Consider the following 17,503-nt stretch of genomic DNA (forward strand, 5'->3'; position numbering starts at 1 on the left):
GCAACAGGCCGACCCGCTGCGCAGGATGAAAGCTGCGCGGCCCGGCCTGTTGCTCACCCCACGCTGCGAGGCGTAACTAACCCAAGGACTCTGGTCGCCGCTGGATGAAACCTCAGAGGCACGTCAGGGGAGATGATGGTTCGCTCTGCGATCGTGCGACCCTATGTCGACACCAACTGGCTTCACCATTTCGAGGCGACTCATGATGTCGTGTTCAACGACAGGGCGTTGATCGTCGAGGATAGCGCCGACCTTCTAAAGGTCGGGGCCGGTTTCAACGCTCAGCTGACGCCGACGCTCAGTTCATACTTGGCCGTGGAATGGGGGACCGACCTGGATGGCGAAAGATACCGAAGCCTCGGGGGGACGTTCGGCGTCCGCATCCTCTGGTGAGGAGACGGTGTCGGGCGAACTGACGGCCTTCGTCCTGGAAGGCTATGAGATGCGCATTCGCCCGGCGCCGCTGGAGCGGCCGTGGATGGACGACAGCGCCCAGCGCTTCGCCTATCGCTGCCTGCCGCTGAATATCGCCAACGCCCACGGGTGGGAGCTGCTGTGTCCCACGGGCTTTTCGGCGATCTGGGACGGGAGTCCGCATCGCGAGGGGGTGGAGGTCAGGGCGGATCCCGGCACGATCGCGCCGGCGGTCAGCCATTTCGGCGAGGGCGTCCTGACCTTCCATCTGCCTTGCCTGTTCCGCACCGAGCCCGAGCACGACCTGTTCGTGACCGGGCCGCTCAACCGTCCCAAGGACGGCATCGGCGCCCTGACCGGCATCGTCGAGACGGACTGGTCGCCGTACACCTTCACCATGAACTGGCGCTTCACCCGGCCCGACTACCGGCTTCGCTTCGAGGCGGACGAGCCCTTCTGCCACATCTTCCCGGTGCGGCGCGGGGCGCTGGAGCGGCTCCAGCCGGTGGCGCGCCACCTTTCCAGCGATCCCGAGCTGGAGCGAGAGCACAAGCTGTGGTCCGCCAGCCGCAACAGCTTCAACAGCGAACTGGAACGCGCCGAGCCGGAATCAGCGCGTCAGGGTTGGCAGAAGTCCTATTTCCGCGGCGTCACGCCGTCCGGCGAGAAGGGCGTGGAAGACCACCGCAGCCGTCTTCGGCTGCGGCCTTTCCAGCCCAAGGAGTGACGCCTAGGAGCGTCAGGCACGGCCTCACGGCCGGCCGGTCATCGGCTCCGCCAGGCGGGGTCGAGATCGTTCAATAGCGCGCCCGGCCAGGCGCCGACGTAGGTGTAGCCCAGGCGTCGTTCCCGCTCGATGCTCGCCAGGTTGGCATGGGGAACGGAATCCCGTCCCATGAAGACGGGCGCATTGGTCTTCAGGTCGTAGAAACGAGCCCAGAGGGGATCGGCGCCGGGCGCGGGCGCCAATCGCTTGTCGGGGCGCCCTTCGGCGTCGGTAAAGGCTTCCAGGCGGGTGTCGCGGATCGCCGAGGCCTGGAACCAGGCTACGGCGGCCTCGATGGCGGCGACGACTTCCGGCGAGGGGCGGTCGATCTCCATCAGGAAGCGGACGATGCCGACGCTTTCGCTGCCGGACAGGGAAGGGGGCTCGAACCGCCGCGCCCAGGCGGGTTCGAGCGTGGCGGCGTCATGCTGGGCGCACCAGACGGTCAGCCGGCCGTCCTGACGTACCTGGGCCCTGAGGATCAGGTCGACGCCGCGCTGCACAGCGTCGGCGGCGCGCGCCCTCTGCGCCGTCCCGACAAAGCCGTAGGGTTCGCGACCGGTCGAGACGTCCCGCAGCAGGCGCATGACTCGGATCATGGCGTCGTCGTTGAAGGTCACGTGGTCGTGGTAGTCGCCTCGAAGCGGGTAATACTGCGGCCAGCCGCCGTTCGGATACTGGGCGGCCAGGGTGTAGTCGAGGCCGCGCTGGAAGGCGGCGGCGTAGGCCGGGTCGCCGGTCGCCGTCGCCATCCGGGCGAGAAAGGCCAGGGGCAGGGTCGTGGCCTGATTATCGAACGTGTTGGCGAGGCCGGGGTCGGCGTCCGCGCGGGGCGGATCGCCCAATGGCGTATTCTTGGGCCAGCCTCCCTCGGGGGATTGATGGCGGATGACGTTGTCCGCGATGCGACGCGCAGCAGGGGTCGCATACCAGTCCGCCGCCCGGTTCAGGATGGCGGCCTCCCAGGCGACGGGCGCCTCGGCCGCCAGCGCGGGCGGGGCCGAGATCGACGACAGGAGCAGAGCCGCTGCGGCGGCGCCCAGCCATTGGCGAGACATCATGGCGATCGCTCCTTGCTGTCAGGGGCCGATGCGTCGGTCGGCGGCCTCAGGTTGCGGGCAAAAGGAAGCGCCGTGTTTCCACGGCGCTTCAAGTGCGACAGTTCTCCTGGGAGGAGGCGCTGTCGATCCGAAATCAGAAGGTGAACCGGGCGCCGACGAAATACTGGCGGCCGGTGCTGGCGTAGTTCTGGACGACCGGGTCGTTCTGATAGGCCCAGCGGCTGTCCGTCTGATTGGTCAGGTTCAGCGCCTCGACTGTGATGGTGACGTGGTCGGTCAGCTTGTAGGTGGCCGAGGCGTCGACGTTCAGCGTCTCGTCGCTGCCGATGAAGTCGTTGATCAGCGGCGAGTCGCACACGCCCGGATCGCAACCGCCCGAGGCCAGGGGATAGGTCGTCTGATAGGCGGCGCGGTAGGCGGTCGAGACGCGGGCGCTGAACTTCTCGTCCTCGTAGAAGACGGTGGCGTTGAACGACTCCGGCGAGGCCCCGAGGAAGGGCGCGGTCCCGGTCAGGCCGCGGGCCGGATCCAGGATGTATTCCAGTTCGGAGTTGATCCTGGTGTAGTTCAGCTGGACGCCGGTGTTTTCAAGCAGGCCCGGCAGGAAGGTGAAGTTCTGCTGATAGGCGATCTCGAACCCGTCCAGGGTGCCGCCCGGCGCGTCGTTGTACTGGCGGATCTGGAAGGGCCGGTCGGTGTCGAGGTAGGCGCGGCGGCTTTCGGAGGCCTCGTCGACCAGACCGTCCCAGGTGGCGCGCAGATTGGCGATCGCTTCGGCCTCGAAGATCTCGCTCAGCTTGGCCTCGCGCAGGACGACCTGCGGGAAGCTGTCGATCTCCTTCCAGAAATAGGCGACCGACAGGATGGCGTCGCGAGCGAAATACCATTCGGCGTTGAAGTCGAGGTTGGTGGCGCGGAACGGCTTCAGGCGGGTGTTGCCCAGGGTGATGGCGGCGTTGCTGCCGTCGAATTCCGCCGGCGCCGTGCCGATGCCGGTCGGTACGTTGAAGGCGGTGACACCCGGATGCAGGGCCATCATCTGCGGGCGAGCCATGACCTTGGCCGCCGCGAAGCGCAGGATCAGCTTCTCGGTCGGTTCCCACGCCAGGTTCAGCGACGGCAGGAAGTCGTCGTATTCGTTCGAGTTTTCGACGGGACGACCGCTGGGCGAGCGACCGCGCGCGTCGACCTCGGTGTGGGCGTAACGCAGGCCGGCGTTGCCGCGCAGCGTCCCGAGATAGAGGGGGATGTTGAAATCGACCTGGCCGTAGAGCCCGTTGGACTTCTCATCCACCCAGAAGGTGTTGACGCCGCCATTGCGCAGGTCCGACAGGCGCCAGTCGCCCCATTCGTTGATGCAGTTGCAGTCGAAACCGAAGCGGTTCTGGAAGGCTTGCAGATTGGGCGCAAAGAACTGGGTCGGCATCCCGTCGGGCACGTTCAGTCCCTTGCCCCAGCTGACCGTCTGGCCCATCTGGCCGACGGTGGTGGCCGGCGCCAGACCCGAACGCACGCCTTCGAGCAGGCTGGGGTTCATGGTGTCGCCGATCAGGCGCTCAAAACGCGTGTAGTAGAAGTCGAACTCGCGCATGGTCCCGCCGAAGCGGAAGGTGATGTCGTCGTTATAGTCCCAGGCGAAGTCGACCTTGGCCGTGCGATAACCATTGTCGGTGATGGTCTTGAAGTGGCGCAGGGCCGAATAGCCCTTCACGAAATCCCATTTGGTCGGATCGGCCACGTCGAAGCCGAAATCCATGAAGGGCATATCGCCGCCATTGCGGGCGTCGAAGACGAAGTAGTCGTTGCCCGGCACGCCCTGACCTGAGTCCAGGCGGATGAAGTCCGCGAGAAGCCCGGTGTTCTCGTTGGTGGATCTGGAATCGCCGATCAGCGCCGTCATGCGGAAGCTGTCGCTGAACTCATGTGCGAGATTGATCGAGTTCTGGCGGAACTCGGTCGTGTAGCCGCCCTGGTCGACGCCCGAGCGCATATCGACATTGGCCAGCTTCAGATAGTCGGCGTTCTCGCCGTTGGCGCTGAGGGCGGCGTCTAGGACCCGCACCGAGGGACGGCCGATGAAGGCGCCGCGCATCGCCAGATAGTTGGGGTGGGCCACATAGCCGACCGAACCCGGCTGGTTGTAGTAGTCGTAAACTTCGAGGTTGTTCGGGTTGAAGCTGCCGGTGCCGGCCAGCAGGTTGTTGACGTTGGCGCCCGGCGCCGTCGTGAAGACCGGCGTGTTGCCGTACATGCTCTGGCCGCAGTCGATCGCGTCGCGGAACGCATTGGCTTCCTGGGTGGTGCAGGTGGCGTAGATGCCGCGCCGATTGCGGTAGCTGTTATTGGCCGCGCTGGTTGTCGGATAGGTCTGGTAGCTGAAGGCCGAGGTCGTGCGGTTGCCGTTGGTGTTGTTCCGGTTCAGCCCGACCGCGCCGATCTGATAGTTGGTCGAGATCTGGGTCATCTCGGAATAGAGGTTGTCGAAGCTGATCGTCGTCCGTTCCGACGGCCGCCACTGGCCCGACAGGGTCACACCCACCCGTTCCTGTTCGACCTCGCGGTGGTTCAGGCTGGCCAGCGACGGAATCTTGACCAGCGAGCCCTTGGTGCCGGCGCCGTTCAGCAGGGCGTAGGCCTGGGGGTTGGAGCCGATCAGATAGGCCAGGGCTTCGGGGTTGGTCACGCGCGGCAGGGCCGTGGCCGGGTTGGTCCCGATCGGCAGGGCGAAGCCCTGATGGTCGCCGGCCGCATTGGTTCCGACGTTGTTGAAGGTGGCGCCGCGATACAGATATTCGTTCGAACCGACGCCGCGTGAATAGCTGTCGATCGACTGATCGCGCTTGTTGTAGGCGACCGAACCCAGCAGGCCGAACTCGCCGATCTTGCTGTCCCACCGATCGGAGGCGAGCAGGGCGACCCTCGGATTATGGGTGCCGCCATTTTCGTAATAGGCGTCCTGCAGCGTCAGGGCGAAACGGCTGTCGCTGAAGTTGAACGGCTGACCCGAGATCAGGTCGACGGTGGCGCCCAGCGAACCTTCGTCCGTCATGGCGTCGGCCGACTTCTGCACCTTCAGCGAGTTGAACAGTTCGGAGGCGAAGGTGTTGAAGGCGAAGCCGCGGTCGCGGCGCAGGGCGCCGTCGGCGTTGCTGGCGCCCGAGGTCGACAGGGTCTCCAGGCCGTTCAGGCGCACGCGGGTGAAGTCGCCGCCCAGGCCGCGCACCGAGATGCTGTTGCCCTCGCCGTTCTCGCGGTCGATCGACACGCCGGGGATGCGCTGTAGGGATTCCGCCAGGTTGGCGTCGGGGAAGTCGGCGATGTCTTCGGCGTTGATGACGTCGACGATGGTGTTCGAGCGGCGCTTCTCGTTCAGGGCGCTGGCCAGCGAAGCGCGCAGGCCGGTGACGACGATCTCGTCCACGGTGGTGGGCTGATCGTTCGACTGTTCCTGGGCGACGGCGGGCGCCGCGGCCAGCATGGCCGCCAGGCAAAGCGCGATGGGCGACGCGGCCGCGCGCAACTGTAGCGTTGAGTGGTTCGTCATGGGGTCCCTCCTCCTCGATCCCAGCGCCTCTGACGGGCCCCGTCGATCATCCTGCGGCCAGGCGACCGCCCGGCTTCTCCAGAAAAGTATTATAATATTTTTACGCCGCCAAGCGATTTCTGATACCGGTGTCATCCTATTGATGATCATGTGTGAATCGGATGCGCAAGGGGGAGGGGCGTGGTTATGCACAATCGTCGAACAATGTTCGCATGGGCGGGCGTGGCGACGGCGGCCCTGCTTGCGCCGCGGGCCCTTGCTCAGTCGGCGGATGATTCCGGGCGGCTGATCCCTGCGCCCGAACCCAATCCCCATCCCTACAAGGGAACGAGCGGGGCAGGCGCGCCTGCAACCCCTGCCGACGCGCGCGGCGGCTGGATGTCGGGGCTGGTCGGCGTTCGCTATCGGGGCGGGCGGCCGATGGCCTATCCCACCTTGCCGTGGGGCGAGGCCGCGACGGGTTCGGCGGTGGACAAGGGGCTGCTGCCGTCGATCCATCCGTTGATGGAGCTGCACCTGCGCGACACCCAGATCTGTGTCGGCGGCGACGGCGCCTACTACATGACCGGCTCGACCGGCGACAATATCTGGGCCTTCAACGACGGGATCGAGCTGTGGCGCTCGACCGATCTGGTCGACTGGACCTATCTGGGTCTGGTCTGGAGCCTGGACCGCGAAGGCGGCTGGGCCAGGGAATGGCGGATGCGCCGGGGCGTGCCCTTCCGCGCCATCTGGGCGCCCGAGGTCCACTATGTCGCCGGGAACTACTTCCTCTGCTTCAGCGTCAGCCGCGCCGGTCTCGGCATCCTGCGCAGCACGACGGGCCGGCCGGAGGGGCCGTACGAATACGCCTTCTCGTCCGACGCCCATCTGCGCCGAGGCATCGACGCCACCCTGTTTCAGGACGACGACGGCGCCGTCTATCTGACCTACGGCTCGGGCGACGAGATCGTGCGGTTGAAGGACGACTTGTCCGGCTATGCCGAGGACTGGAAGCGGATCAGCTTCGCCGACACCCTATGCCTGGTCGCGCGCGATCGCGCCCGCTGCCTAAAGGGCGAGAACACCCTGGGCTATGAGGGCGCGACCTTCTTCAAGAAGGACGGGCTCTATTACCTGGGCGCGGTGGGCAATGTGGAGGGGCGCTATTCCTTCGTCTTCGCCGTGTCGGAAAACCTGCACGGCCCCTATCGGATGAAGCATGAGGCCGCGCCCTGCGCAGGGGGCGGCAATGTCTTCAAGGACCGCCAGGGCCGCTGGTGGTCCACCTTCTTCGGCAACGACGAGCAGAGCCATTTCCGCGAGAAGCCGGGCCTGATCCGCGTGGATTTCGACGCCGAGGGCCGCATCGTTGTCGCCGCCGACCAACCCTTCGCCAGACCCCTGCCGCCGCTGGAGCCGCTGACATGATCGATCGTCGCCGTCTGATACTGGCCGCGTCTGCGACCGCCGCCTTGCCCTTGCGGGCCCTCGCTGGCGGCGAGGTCTCGGCCTTTCCCGGCGCGATGGGCTGGGCGGCTTCGACGCCAGGCGGGCGGGGCGGGCGGATCGTCCGCGTCACCACCCTGGCGGGCGAGGGGCCGGGCTCGCTGCGCGCCGCGCTGGAGGCCGAGGGGCCGCGCATCGTGGTGTTCGAAGTCGGCGGCGTCATCGACCTGAAGCGCCGGGACATCCGCGTGGCGAACCCCTTCCTGACCATCGCCGGTCAGACCGCGCCCGAGCCGGGGATCACCCTGATCCGCGGCGGGATCAGCCTGCGCACCCACGACGTCATCGTGCGCCACATCCGCATTCGACCCGGCGCGGATGGGGCGGCGCCCAAGAGCGGCTGGGAAGTCGACGGCCTGACCACCTCGGGCGCGCATGACGTGATCGTGGACCAGTGCTCCTTCAGCTGGGCGACGGACGAGAACCTGTCGGCCTCTGGCCCGCGCTTCGACGGCGGCGACACGGCGGAGCAGTGGCGACAGCACACCTCGCGCCGCATCACCTTCAGCCGCAACATCGTGGCGGAGGGCCTGTCGAACGCCAGCCACGCCAAGGGCGAGCATTCCAAGGGCACGCTGATCCACGACAACGCGACCCAGGTGCTGATCGTCGGCAATCTCTACGCCCACGACCATGAGCGGAACCAGTTGTTCAAGGGCGGGGTCCACGCGGTGACGGCCAACAACCTGATCTACAACCCCGGCAATCGCTGCATGCACTATGCGCTGAACGCCTCGGAATGGGGCGATCATCCCTGGGAGGTCGGCCAGTTGTCCATCGTCGGCAACGTCGTGCGCGGCGGCCCCTCGACCCGCGCCGATCTGCCCTTCCTTATCGTGGAGGGGCAGGGGGATCTGGACATCTACGTCCTCGACAATCCGGCGCGGCACGCCGACGGGCGGGTGATGCAGGAGGTGGGGATCATCTCCGACCGCGAGCCGAAGATCACGCGGCTGGCGGCCCCGCCGCACTGGCCGATGGGTTTCCAGGCGCGGCCATCGGATCAGGTCGAGGCCTGGGTCATGGCCGAGGCGGGGGCGCGGCCCTGGGCGCGCGACGCCGTGGATCGGCGGATTCTGGAAGAGGTGCGGAGCGGAACGGGCCGCATCATCGACGACGAGCGCGAGGTCGGCGGCTATCCGGTCATGGGCGAGACGCATCGCCCCTTCGTCGAGGCGGATTGGGACCTGGCGAGCCTGACGCGCAAGGACGGCTCGCCGAGCTAGAAATGGGGGCGGAGCGCCGCGGCTCCGCCCCTTCATCGCCTTACAGAGCGCGGAACTTGAAGTTCTTGAACCGCGCCTCGCCCTCGCCGGCGGCGTAGAGGCCGGGGCGCAGCATCATGAAGCCGCCGCGGACGTTCTGGTTGTAGCCGGACACCTCCATGCCCCGGTCAAAGCGCTTCCAGTTCACCCCGTCGGCCGAGGTGTCGAAGTAGACGTTCTGATAGGCGTTGGTCAGGCGCATGAACATGCGACGGCCGTGCGGATTGGCGGGCCGCCCGCGCTCGATCCCGTACTGATGGGTGACGTAGCGCGTCGCGTCGAAACCCAGCCCGGCGTAGAGAGCGCGGTCGTAGAAGAGGATCAGGCCGGCCACGGCGCCGGGGTCGATCTCGATCTCGCATTCGATCTGATAGGCCTGTTCGCCCTGGACGAAGGTCAGCGGCGAGCAGTCGACCGGCGCCTTGCCCTTGGCCTTCATGTGCAGGACGCCGTTCTCGCGACGGAGGCGGTCCTTCTCGTTCGGCTGCGGGTCGTAGAAGCTCCACTGGGTTCCGAACTTGTCGGTGGTGAAGTCGTCCGACAGGGCCATGCCGTGGGGCACGGCCTGACCGCCGCGCGGCATGGCGATGGGCTTGGACAGGTCGCCGCCCTTGGCGCGGAACCAGCCGTCGTCGGTCCACTCGATCGGGTCGAGCAGGGTCTGGCGGCCCAGGCTCCAGTAGGCGTTTTCATAGCCGTGATAGACCATCCACCAATCGCCGTCAGTGGGGCCCTCGACCAGAGTGGCGTGACCGCGCGACCACCATTTCTCCGCGCCGCTACGGGTGCGCACGATGGGGTTGTGCGGGCATTCCTCCCACGGACCGTGGATCGACTTGGACCGCGCGGCGATGACCATGTGGCCGGTCGGCGGACCCGCCGTGCCGCCGATGGCGGTGATCATGTAGAAGTACTCGCCGCGCTTCAGCAGCTTCGGCCCCTCCTGGGCGTGGCCCTCGACGATCCAGTCCTCGGGATAGCGCCAGGCGTCATAGACCTGCTCCAGCGGACCGTCGGTGGCCAGGCCGTCGTCGGTCAGCCGCACCCGGTCGCCGCCGTTCAGGAACAGATAGCGCTTGCCGTCCTCGCCCACGATGTGGCCGGGGTCGATGTTGGCCGGGATCTTCAGGTCGATGGGCTCGCTCCACGGCCCTTCGATCTTGTCCGCCCAGATGACGTAGTTGGAGCGGTAGTTCGGGAAGCGGGCCGGGATGTAGCAGTAGAAGCGGCCCTCGTGCTTGATCAGCTCGGGCGCCCAGACCGAGCCGATGTTGGTGGTCAGGGCCGCCGTGATCGGCCGCCAGTTCACCAGATCGCGCGAGTGCCAGATGTGGATGCCCGGCACCGATTCGAACGACGAGAAGGTCATGTAGTAGTCGTCGCTGTCCTTGAGGATCGACGGGTCCGGATGGTCGCCCGACATGATGGGGTTCAGGAAGGTGCCGTCGCCCAGGTCGGCCATGCGCTGGCCCTCGATGCCGCGACGCCACTTCATCCCGGCCCATTCACGGCCCAGCGGCGCCGCCTCTTCATTGGTCTGGGCGAAGACCGCGCCGACCGGCAGGGCCGAGGCGGCGACGCCGCCGAGCAGGCCGCTCAGGGCGGTGCGACGGTTGATGGGGCTCATGGCGTTTCCTCTTTTCTTTTATGCGTTACGCGAACTGAACCGGGGTCAAGGCGCGGGGATGAAGGGATCGATGGTGGCGATCGCGCCGTCGGCATCGTGGTGCAGATCGACGACCTTGGCGCTGCGCAGGTGGGTGCGGTTTGACAACTGGGTGTCGTGGTAGAAGAGCCGCCATTGGCCCTCGACCTCGGCGATGGAGCGGTGCGTGGTCCAGCCCTGAACCGGCAGCAGGATCCGGCCCCGATAGGTGAAGGGGCCATAGGGCGTGGTCGCCGTCGCATAGGTGATGAAGTGGGTCTCGCCGGTCGACCAGCTGAGGTAATAGAGCCCCTCGCGCTTGTGCAGCCAGGCGGCCTCGAAGAAGCGCCGGTCCAGGTGGCCGCCCTTCAGCGGCTGGCCGTTCTCATCCAGGATCACCGCGTCGCGGACGGGTTCGGCCAGGGTCAGCATGTCGTCGCTGAGACGGGCGACCTTGGGCATGAGCGACGCCGCATCGGGCTGGTTCAGGTCGGTGTCGCCCGCCGCCGGGTCGTACTGGCCGCCGGCCCAGCGCTGCAGTTGTCCGCCGTGGATGCCGCCGAAATAGAGATAGGCTGCGCCGTCCGTGTCCACGAAGACGCTGGGGTCGATGCTGTAGGCGCCGGGGATGGGCGTTGGCTCGGGCGTGAAGGGGCCTTCGGGCCGGTCGCCGGTCGCCACGCCGATGCGAAAGACGCCGTCGCGGTCCTTGGCCGGGAAGTAGAGGTAGTAGCGTCCGTCCTTGTAGGCCGCGTCGGGCGCCCAGAGCTGGCGATCCGCCCAGGGCGCGTCGGCCAGGGCGAAGGCGACCGGATGGACGGTGACCGGCCCGCCGATGCGGTCCATCGACAGGACCACATAGTCCTTCATCACGAAGCCCTTGCCGGGCTGGTCGTCGGCGGGCGGTCCCTGAATGTCGTGCGAGCCATAGACATAGACCCGACCGTCGAAGACGTGGGCCGAGGGGTCGGCGAAATAGAGCTCGGTCGTCAGCGGCTGGGCCAGATAGGCGCGGCCGTCGGGCGCGCGGTCCTGGGCCGCGGCGCCGCTGGTTGCGAGCGCGGCGGCGAGAGCGGCGAGGGAGATCAGGCGTCGGTTCATGTCGATTTCGCCTCGCGCACCTGGGCGATCAGCCGGGCCATGTTGTTGATATAGGCCCCGGTCGAAATCCCCATCGGCCCGCTGGCCTCGGTGAAGGGCGAGGTGTCCCAGGCGTCGCCGACCTGGCCGCGATCGACGAAGCCGGGCGGCGGTTCGGCCGGACCGTCGCCGCGATAGGGATGGCTGGTCGTCCGCAGTTCCATCGGCCAATACCCCTCTGCATTCAGCCTCTCGATCATCAATGTAACCGGTGTCATTTCCGGACGCGAGACCGTGACGTTGAGGTCGGAACCTCCCTGGGGCCGCGTGATGACATAGTCGGGCAGCAGGCTGGGGCCGCGCCCCATCAGGGCGGATTGGCGCACGGCCTCTTCCGGCGCTAGGGCGGCGACCAGTTCGACGCGGCGGCGCAGGCGGGGCAGATCGATATGCTTTTCGCCGCGCTGACCGGTCATGTCGTAGTCGACATAGTATTCGCCGTTCTGGGCGTTCGACCCGCGCCGATGCACGGCGATGAAGCGGTTGGTTCCCGGCTCGACAAAGCGGAAATGGTTGCGGCCCTCGTGATGGGCGGTGGCGGGGGCCTCGACCTGCACGAGCCAGTCCAGGGCCTCGTCCAGACGGGCCAGGAAGCTGCGATCGCCGGTCAGGCGGTAGAAGTCCAGCATCCGCTCCACGGCGACGGCGGTGACGTGCGGCGAGACGGCGGCGGGTTCATAGGTCCGGCCCCAGGCGGGCTTGAAGTCGGGCGTGTATTGCAGCGCCCAGCCCGGCGTCGGCGCGGGCTGCTGCAGGTCGCGATAGCAGGCCATGGCGCGGCGGATCGCGGGCTCGACATCCGGGCGGCGCCACTGCTGCAGGACCAGCAGCAGGAAGTCGATGTTCTCGTCCATCACCTCGTCGTTGAGAGTGATCAGCCCGGTGTAGTCGGGGCGGCCGTGGTTCCTGAACTCGTCCGCGCGCGGCCAACGCTGGGGCTAGCCGCCGCTGGGCAGCTGGCTGTCCAGGAGGAAGGCGATGGTCCGGTCCACGGCGGCCAGGACGTGCGGCAGGTCGGTCGCCAGGGCCAGCCGCAGCAGGAAGCGTCCGCACTCGACCGTGGCGTGATCGTCGAAGGTGGCGTTGCCGTAGTAGTGCTGGAATTCCTCCAGCCGCCAGCCGTTCTTGCCGATGGTTTCGTACCAGCGGCGCAGCGAATCCTCGCCCGCGAAGTCGATGACATAGTTCCAGCCGCCGCTCGGGTGCTGCCCCTGGATCAGGGCGTCGCCCGCCGCGACGGCGGCCTCCAGATACTGGGCCTCGCCGGTGGCGCGCCAGGCGTCGAGGAAGATCTGGCCCATTTCCGGGGTGCCGGGCGCCTGGGTCCAGATCATGTTCGGCAGGGCCTCCATCTCGCCCCAGCGGCGAGAGAAGTCGGGCAGGTAGGACCAGACATAGCCGCCGTTGGTCGCCGCCCGTTCGGTCATGAAGCGGGTGGCCCGGCGCATGGCGTCCCGCGCCGCCTCGACCTCCGGCGCCGGCGCGACGGAGCGGGCGGCGGCCAGAAGCGGCGTCGCGGCGGCGACCGCCAGACAGGCGCGTCGGGTCAGCATCCCTGAAAACTCTCCTTCCCCTCGGTCCTGCCGTTCTGACGACGGCGCGGATCGCTCCGCGACCGCTGGACTCGTCAACTAATATAATAATACTTTTTAGTTCGTGCCTAGGGGGAGGAAGACTTGGTCCACTTCAGGATCGCAGGGCTGATGGCCGCAGCGTCCATCGCAAGCGGGGCGCAGGCCCAGACGGCGCCGGACTTCGTCGCCCTGACGCCGCCCATCGACTTCTCGCACGCGGGCTATCGCGGCGGGGGCGTGGCGGCGCCGATCCTGCCGGCTCTCATTCGCGTCGAGCCCGGCGAGGGCGACGACACCGACCGCATCGCGGCGGCGCTGGACCGGGCGGCGAAGGCAGCCCCCGATGCCGAGGGGCGTCGCGGCGCGGTGCTGCTGGGCGCGGGAGAATTTCAGGTCGAGGGACAGATCCGGCTCGACGCCGGCGGCGTGGTCCTGCGCGGCGAGGGTGAGCAGGCGACGGTCATCGTGGCCACTGGCGTGGACCGGCGCGCCCTGATCGCGGTCGGCGCGCGGGTCGCTGCGCCTGACGCCCCGGTCGCCGCCGACGTTCGGATCGTGGGCGAGGCGCCGGTCGGCGCGTCGCGTCTGGCCCTGGAAACAACCCAGGGGCTCGCGCCCGTCGACACGGTGGTCGTCCGCCGTCCCAGCACGGCGGAATGGATGGCCGCCCTGGGCATGGACGCCTTCGTCGGCTGGCGGCCGGAGAGTCGACTGAACTGGAAGCCGGGATCGCGCGACGTGGTCTGGGAGCGCCGCGTCGTCGCCGTGGAAGGGCGGACCATCGTTCTGGGCGCGCCCCTGACCATGGCGCTGGCGGCGGGCGACGGCGTGACCGTGCGGCGGGGGGCTTCGGCGTCGCGCATCCGCGAGGTCGGCGTCGAGAACCTGCGTCTCGTCTCTCGCCACGATCCCGCACGTCCCGCCGACGAGGACCATAGCTGGACAGGGATCGCCGTCGATCGGGCCGAGGACGTCTGGGTCCGCAACGTCGCGTTCGAGGGCTTCGTCGGATCGGCCGTCGATCTGGGGCCGGACAGCCGGCGGGTCACGGCGCGGGACGTGGGCTCTCGCCGCCCGGTGTCGGAGATCGGCGGCTTGCGCCGTCGCACCTTCTACACGGCGGGCCAGCAGACCCTGTTCCAGCGCTGCGCCAGCAACGACGGCATCCATGATTTTTCGGTCGGCCACGCCGCCGCTGGGCCCAACGTCTTTCTCGACTGCACGGCGACGGATTCGCGCGGCGATAGCGGCACGCAGGAAAGCTGGGCCACCGGAGCCCTGTTCGACGGGGTCAAGGTGCGGGGCGGCGGCCTGACCCTGACGAACCGGGGCCGGGACGGACAGGGCGTCGGCTGGTCGGCCGCCAACTCGGTCCTATGGAACTGCGAGGCGACCGTCGTCGTGGTCCGCAGCCCGCCGGGCGCGGCCAATGTCGCCGTCGGCTGTCGGGGCGAGCGTTCCGGCGACGGGGTGCTGGAGGACGCCCGCGCCATGCCGGGCCGCGACTTCCACCGCGCCCAGCCGCAGGAGCCAGCCAGCCTCTATCGGATGCAGTTGGAGAGGCGGCTTGGCGCAGCTGGTCTGGCGGGGCTGGACCCGGTCGCGCTTCCCGTCGAGGCGAGCGTTCCGCGTCTGACCGAGGCCGAGGTCGCGGCCTGGAGGACGGCGACGGCGCAGCCTGTCGTCAGTCATCCGCTGACAGTCGTGGACGGCCGCTTCGTCATCGACGGCCAGCCCGCCTGGCGACGCCGCATCGGCTTCGCCTTCTTCCAGGCCCAGATGATCCCGGCGCTGGCCGAGGCGTCCGGCCCCTTCCTCACGCGCTTTGCGCCGGGGCTGGAGGGGCGTGGGCTGACCGACGACCTGGACGCCTTCGCCGCCGGGCTGAAGACCGGCGACGTGGTCCATCATAACTACGGCCTCTGGTATGACCGTCGGCGGGTGGACCACGACTTCTACGGCTCGCCGGATCAGCGCGACGGCGAGGTCTGGGGGCCGTTCATGGAACTGCCCTGGGCGCGCAGCGGGCAGGGGCGGGCCTGGGACGGGCTGAGCAAGTTCGACCTGGAACGGTTCAATCCCTGGTTCTTCGACCGCATCGCCCGCTTCGCCGACCTGGCCGAGCAGCGGGGCGTGGTCCTGTATCACAAGCTCTATCTGCAGCACTGGCTGCTGGAGAGCCGATCCCACTACGTCGACTTCCCGTGGCGGCCGGTCAACGCGCTGCAGGCGACAGGAATGCCTCACGAGGTCCCGGCGGCCGAGGTCTTCTGGGATGTATCCGACCCCGTGCGGCGCGACCTGCATCGACGCTATATCCGCCATACGTTGGAGACGCTGAAGGGCCGGTCCAACGTCGTGATCGGCCTCGACCCCGAATACACGGGGCCGCTGTCTTTCGTGCGCTTCTGGCTGGACGAGATCGCGGCCTGGGAAGCCGAGACCGGCGCCGATGTCCGGGTTGCGCTGGAGGCGCCCAAGGATCAGATGGACGCCGTTCTGAACGACCCGACGCGGGCGCGGATCGTCGACGCGGTCGGCTTTCACCACTGGGTCTATCGCCCGGACGGGACGCTGTTCGCGGTGCGGGGCGGGCTGGACAAGGCGCCGCGCGAACAGGTCGACGCCATCGCCCGACCGCAGGACCTGCCCGAAGGCGCGGACGCGGGCGAGGTGCGGCGGGCTCTGTGGCGCTCGATCCCGGCCATGCGCTACCGGGCCTACCGCGAGTATCGCGACCGACGCGCCGATCTGGTGGTTCTGGACGCCGACGACGCCTTTCCCGACCTGAGCCGCGCCGTCGAGGCGGCGGTCGAGGCGAGTGCGCGGGCGTCGCTGCGTTCGGACCTGGACCTGATGGCGCCGACCCGTGCGGCCTGGGCGACTGCAGGGCCGGACGGGGCGGCCCTGATCTACAGTATCGACGGCGCGCCGATCGAGCTGGCGCGACCGCTGGTCGGCGCGCGGGGCGTGACATGGATCGCCGAGGGCTCCCTCGTCGAGGACCAGTCGTCCGAAGGACAGACGCAGTTGACGCCGCCGACGGCGCTGGCGGGGCGGCCGCTGGCGCTGTGGATCGCACCCGCGCCTTGACGCCGGCCCCGCTTGCCGCGACCAGTGCGGGGCCGATCGCCACCCCTTCCAGGACGACATGACCGCAGACGAGCGCAATCCGACGATCGGCGACATCGCCCGCATGGCGGGGGTCTCTCCCATGACGGTGTCGCGCGTCATCAACGGCGGCGCTCGGGTCAGCGCGGCGACGCGCGAGCGGGTTCAGGCGGTGATCGACGCGGCAGGCTATGTCCCCGATCCGGCGGCGCGGATTTTGGCGCGCGCGGGGGCGGGGCGGATCGGTCTGCTCTACGCCAACCCCAGCAACGCCTATCTGGCCGAGGTTCTGTCGGGCGCCCTGGCGGGGGCGCGGGCGGCGGGGCTGCTGTTGATGATCGAGCCGTCGCAGGCGGGCGATCCGGCGCAGGAGGCTGACGCCGTGCGACGGTTGGCGGCCGGCGGGGCGCAAGGCCTGATCGTGCCGCCGCCGCTGGGCGAGTCGCCCGCGACCCTCGACGCGGTGGCCCAAACCCTGAGCGCCCACCAATATCCTGACGGTTTCGCCCTCTACCTCGGCACCATGTTCGCGCCGGTCGAGGATCGTGACGAGGCCGACAAGGGCTTTACGCACAAGGTCGGGGACCGGGTGCGGGTGTCGTCGGAGAAGCTAGGCGTGCTCGAGAACATCGTGACGACCTGCGATCAGGCGCCGCCGTGGACCATGGGTGTCAGCGCCCTGATGCGAAATCTGGCCGGACGCGGCCTGCTGGGAGGCGCGGCATGAGCGGCGCCGTCTATCCCTCGCTGAAGGGGCGTCTGGTCGTCGTCACGGGCGGCGGCTCGGGCATCGGCGCGGGCGTGGTCGAGGCCTTCGCCCGGCAAGGCGCGCGCGTCGTCTTCTTCGATGTGGCTGAGGTCGAGTCCAGGGCGCTTGAGGCGTCTCTGGCTCACCTGGAACTGGCGCCGGTCTTTTACGGCTGCGACCTGACGCGGGTCGAGGCGCTGCAAGCCTGTCTGAGCGATGTGGCCGCCCGTTTCGGTCCGGTGGACGTCCTGATCAACAACGCCGCCAGCGACGATCGTCACGCCCTGGACGAGGTCACGCCCGCCTATTGGGATGACCGGATCGCGGTGAACCTGCGTCATCTCTATTTCGCGGCCCAGTCGGTCGCGCCGGCCATGCGCGACCAGGGGCGCGGCGTGATCCTCAATCTGGGCTCGATCAGCTGGCATCTGGGGCTGCCGGACCTGTCTATCTACGAGACCGCCAAGGCGGGCATCGAGGGCATGACGCGGGCGCTGGCGCGCGAGCTGGGCGCCGACGGGGTGCGGGTCGCCTGCATCGTGCCGGACAATGTCAAAACCCCGCGTCAGATGAAATGGTACACGCCCGAAGGCGAGGCCGAGATCGTCGCCGCCCAGTGCCTGAAGGGCCGCATCGAGCCGCGCGACGTGGCGGCCCTGGCCCTGTTCCTGGCTTCCGACGACGCCCGTTTCATCACCGGGCATGAGTATTTCGTGGACGCGGGCTGGCGCTGACGCAAACTGATCA

Annotated in this window: 12 protein-coding genes and 2 pseudogenes; 8 read left to right on the forward strand and 6 right to left on the reverse strand. The window is 68.3% G+C overall.

All coding sequences use genetic code 11. The annotated features are described in order from the left end of the window. The first annotated feature begins 135 nt into the window (after positions 1-135). Together ACREEF_RS03545 and ACREEF_RS03550 are read left to right on the forward strand one after the other, a co-directional pair. Positions 136-393, forward strand: a complete 258-nt coding sequence (locus tag ACREEF_RS03545; protein ID WP_431564275.1) for an autotransporter outer membrane beta-barrel domain-containing protein — start codon at positions 136-138, stop codon at positions 391-393. Then, complete coding sequence (locus ACREEF_RS03550) at positions 338-1,141, forward strand: DUF6065 family protein (protein ID WP_431564234.1); 804 nt, start codon at positions 338-340, stop codon at positions 1,139-1,141. Before ACREEF_RS03545 ends, ACREEF_RS03550 begins: the two co-directional genes overlap by 56 nt. Positions 1,142-1,179: 38 nt before the next feature. Here the strand turns inward: ACREEF_RS03550 and pelA are convergent, their stop codons facing one another. Both pelA and ACREEF_RS03560 read right to left on the reverse strand, forming a co-directional pair. After that, positions 1,180-2,241, reverse strand: coding sequence for a pectate lyase (gene pelA / locus ACREEF_RS03555; RefSeq protein WP_431564235.1), 1,062 nt, complete (start codon positions 2,239-2,241; stop codon positions 1,180-1,182). Between the two features lie 133 nt (positions 2,242-2,374). Beyond that, positions 2,375-5,785 carry a TonB-dependent receptor gene (locus tag ACREEF_RS03560; RefSeq protein ID WP_431564236.1) on the reverse strand — a complete coding sequence of 1,137 codons (3,411 nt, stop codon included), beginning with the start codon at positions 5,783-5,785 and terminating at the stop codon, positions 2,375-2,377. A gap of 204 nt (positions 5,786-5,989) precedes the next feature. On the opposite strand from ACREEF_RS03560, the gene ACREEF_RS03565 reads away from it, so the two are divergent. Together ACREEF_RS03565 and ACREEF_RS03570 are read left to right on the forward strand one after the other, a co-directional pair. Beyond that, a complete protein-coding gene (locus tag ACREEF_RS03565) occupies positions 5,990-7,195 on the forward strand; it encodes a family 43 glycosylhydrolase (RefSeq protein WP_431564237.1) in 1,206 nt (401 codons plus the stop codon). Next, a complete protein-coding gene (locus ACREEF_RS03570) occupies positions 7,192-8,499 on the forward strand; it encodes a pectate lyase family protein (RefSeq protein WP_431564238.1) in 1,308 nt (435 codons plus the stop codon). Before ACREEF_RS03565 ends, ACREEF_RS03570 begins: the two co-directional genes overlap by 4 nt. Before the next feature lie 40 nt (positions 8,500-8,539). Here ACREEF_RS03570 and ACREEF_RS03575 read toward each other — a convergent pair whose 3' ends face one another. The 4 genes from ACREEF_RS03575 to ACREEF_RS03590 form a co-directional block, all read right to left on the reverse strand. After that, complete coding sequence (locus ACREEF_RS03575) at positions 8,540-10,165, reverse strand: family 43 glycosylhydrolase (protein WP_431564239.1); 1,626 nt, start codon at positions 10,163-10,165, stop codon at positions 8,540-8,542. Positions 10,166-10,210: 45 nt separating this feature from the next. After that, positions 10,211-11,284, reverse strand: coding sequence for a glycoside hydrolase family 43 protein (locus ACREEF_RS03580; RefSeq protein WP_431564240.1), 1,074 nt, complete (start codon positions 11,282-11,284; stop codon positions 10,211-10,213). Continuing rightward, complete coding sequence (locus ACREEF_RS03585; protein WP_431564241.1) at positions 11,281-12,177, reverse strand: hypothetical protein; 897 nt, start codon at positions 12,175-12,177, stop codon at positions 11,281-11,283. Before ACREEF_RS03585 ends, ACREEF_RS03580 begins: the two co-directional genes overlap by 4 nt. 84 nt (positions 12,178-12,261) lie before the next feature. Then, a complete protein-coding gene (locus ACREEF_RS03590) occupies positions 12,262-12,876 on the reverse strand; it encodes a hypothetical protein (RefSeq protein WP_431564242.1) in 615 nt (204 codons plus the stop codon). A 150-nt stretch (positions 12,877-13,026) separates the two neighbouring features. On the opposite strand from ACREEF_RS03590, the gene ACREEF_RS03595 reads away from it, so the two are divergent. The 4 genes and pseudogenes from ACREEF_RS03595 (at position 13,027) to ACREEF_RS03610 (ending at position 17,490) form a co-directional block, all read left to right on the forward strand. Beyond that, positions 13,027-15,990: a DUF6298 domain-containing protein gene (locus ACREEF_RS03595; protein ID WP_431564243.1), complete on the forward strand. Its 2,964-nt coding sequence runs from the start codon at positions 13,027-13,029 to the stop codon at positions 15,988-15,990. Between the two features lie 58 nt (positions 15,991-16,048). Further along, a pseudogene (locus tag ACREEF_RS03600) lies at positions 16,049-16,198 on the forward strand (LacI family DNA-binding transcriptional regulator); the annotation flags it as partial. 291 nt (positions 16,199-16,489) lie between these two features. Beyond that, a pseudogene (locus tag ACREEF_RS03605) lies at positions 16,490-16,735 on the forward strand (fumarylacetoacetate hydrolase); the annotation flags it as partial. Continuing rightward, positions 16,732-17,490, forward strand: a complete 759-nt coding sequence (locus tag ACREEF_RS03610; protein ID WP_431564244.1) for an SDR family NAD(P)-dependent oxidoreductase — start codon at positions 16,732-16,734, stop codon at positions 17,488-17,490. The pseudogene ACREEF_RS03605 and the gene ACREEF_RS03610, both read left to right, overlap by 4 nt. Positions 17,491-17,503 lie beyond the last annotated feature (13 nt).

The organism is Brevundimonas sp. (genome assembly GCF_050729455.1).
GTDB lineage: Bacteria > Pseudomonadota > Alphaproteobacteria > Caulobacterales > Caulobacteraceae > Brevundimonas.

What these genes read in the sequence shown, in the direction of transcription:
- ACREEF_RS03545 (WP_431564275.1), top strand. Translation starts at nt 136, where the DNA reads ATGGTTCGCTCTGCGATCGTGCGACCCTATGTCGACACCAACTGGCTT.
- ACREEF_RS03550 (WP_431564234.1), top strand. Translation starts at nt 338, where the DNA reads ATGGCGAAAGATACCGAAGCCTCGGGGGGACGTTCGGCGTCCGCATCC.
- pelA (WP_431564235.1), bottom strand. Translation starts at nt 2,241, where the DNA reads ATGATGTCTCGCCAATGGCTGGGCGCCGCCGCAGCGGCTCTGCTCCTG.
- ACREEF_RS03560 (WP_431564236.1), bottom strand. Translation starts at nt 5,785, where the DNA reads ATGACGAACCACTCAACGCTACAGTTGCGCGCGGCCGCGTCGCCCATC.
- ACREEF_RS03565 (WP_431564237.1), top strand. Translation starts at nt 5,990, where the DNA reads ATGTTCGCATGGGCGGGCGTGGCGACGGCGGCCCTGCTTGCGCCGCGG.
- ACREEF_RS03570 (WP_431564238.1), top strand. Translation starts at nt 7,192, where the DNA reads ATGATCGATCGTCGCCGTCTGATACTGGCCGCGTCTGCGACCGCCGCC.
- ACREEF_RS03575 (WP_431564239.1), bottom strand. Translation starts at nt 10,165, where the DNA reads ATGAGCCCCATCAACCGTCGCACCGCCCTGAGCGGCCTGCTCGGCGGC.
- ACREEF_RS03580 (WP_431564240.1), bottom strand. Translation starts at nt 11,284, where the DNA reads ATGAACCGACGCCTGATCTCCCTCGCCGCTCTCGCCGCCGCGCTCGCA.
- ACREEF_RS03585 (WP_431564241.1), bottom strand. Translation starts at nt 12,177, where the DNA reads ATGGACGAGAACATCGACTTCCTGCTGCTGGTCCTGCAGCAGTGGCGC.
- ACREEF_RS03590 (WP_431564242.1), bottom strand. Translation starts at nt 12,876, where the DNA reads ATGCTGACCCGACGCGCCTGTCTGGCGGTCGCCGCCGCGACGCCGCTT.
- ACREEF_RS03595 (WP_431564243.1), top strand. Translation starts at nt 13,027, where the DNA reads ATGGCCGCAGCGTCCATCGCAAGCGGGGCGCAGGCCCAGACGGCGCCG.
- ACREEF_RS03610 (WP_431564244.1), top strand. Translation starts at nt 16,732, where the DNA reads ATGAGCGGCGCCGTCTATCCCTCGCTGAAGGGGCGTCTGGTCGTCGTC.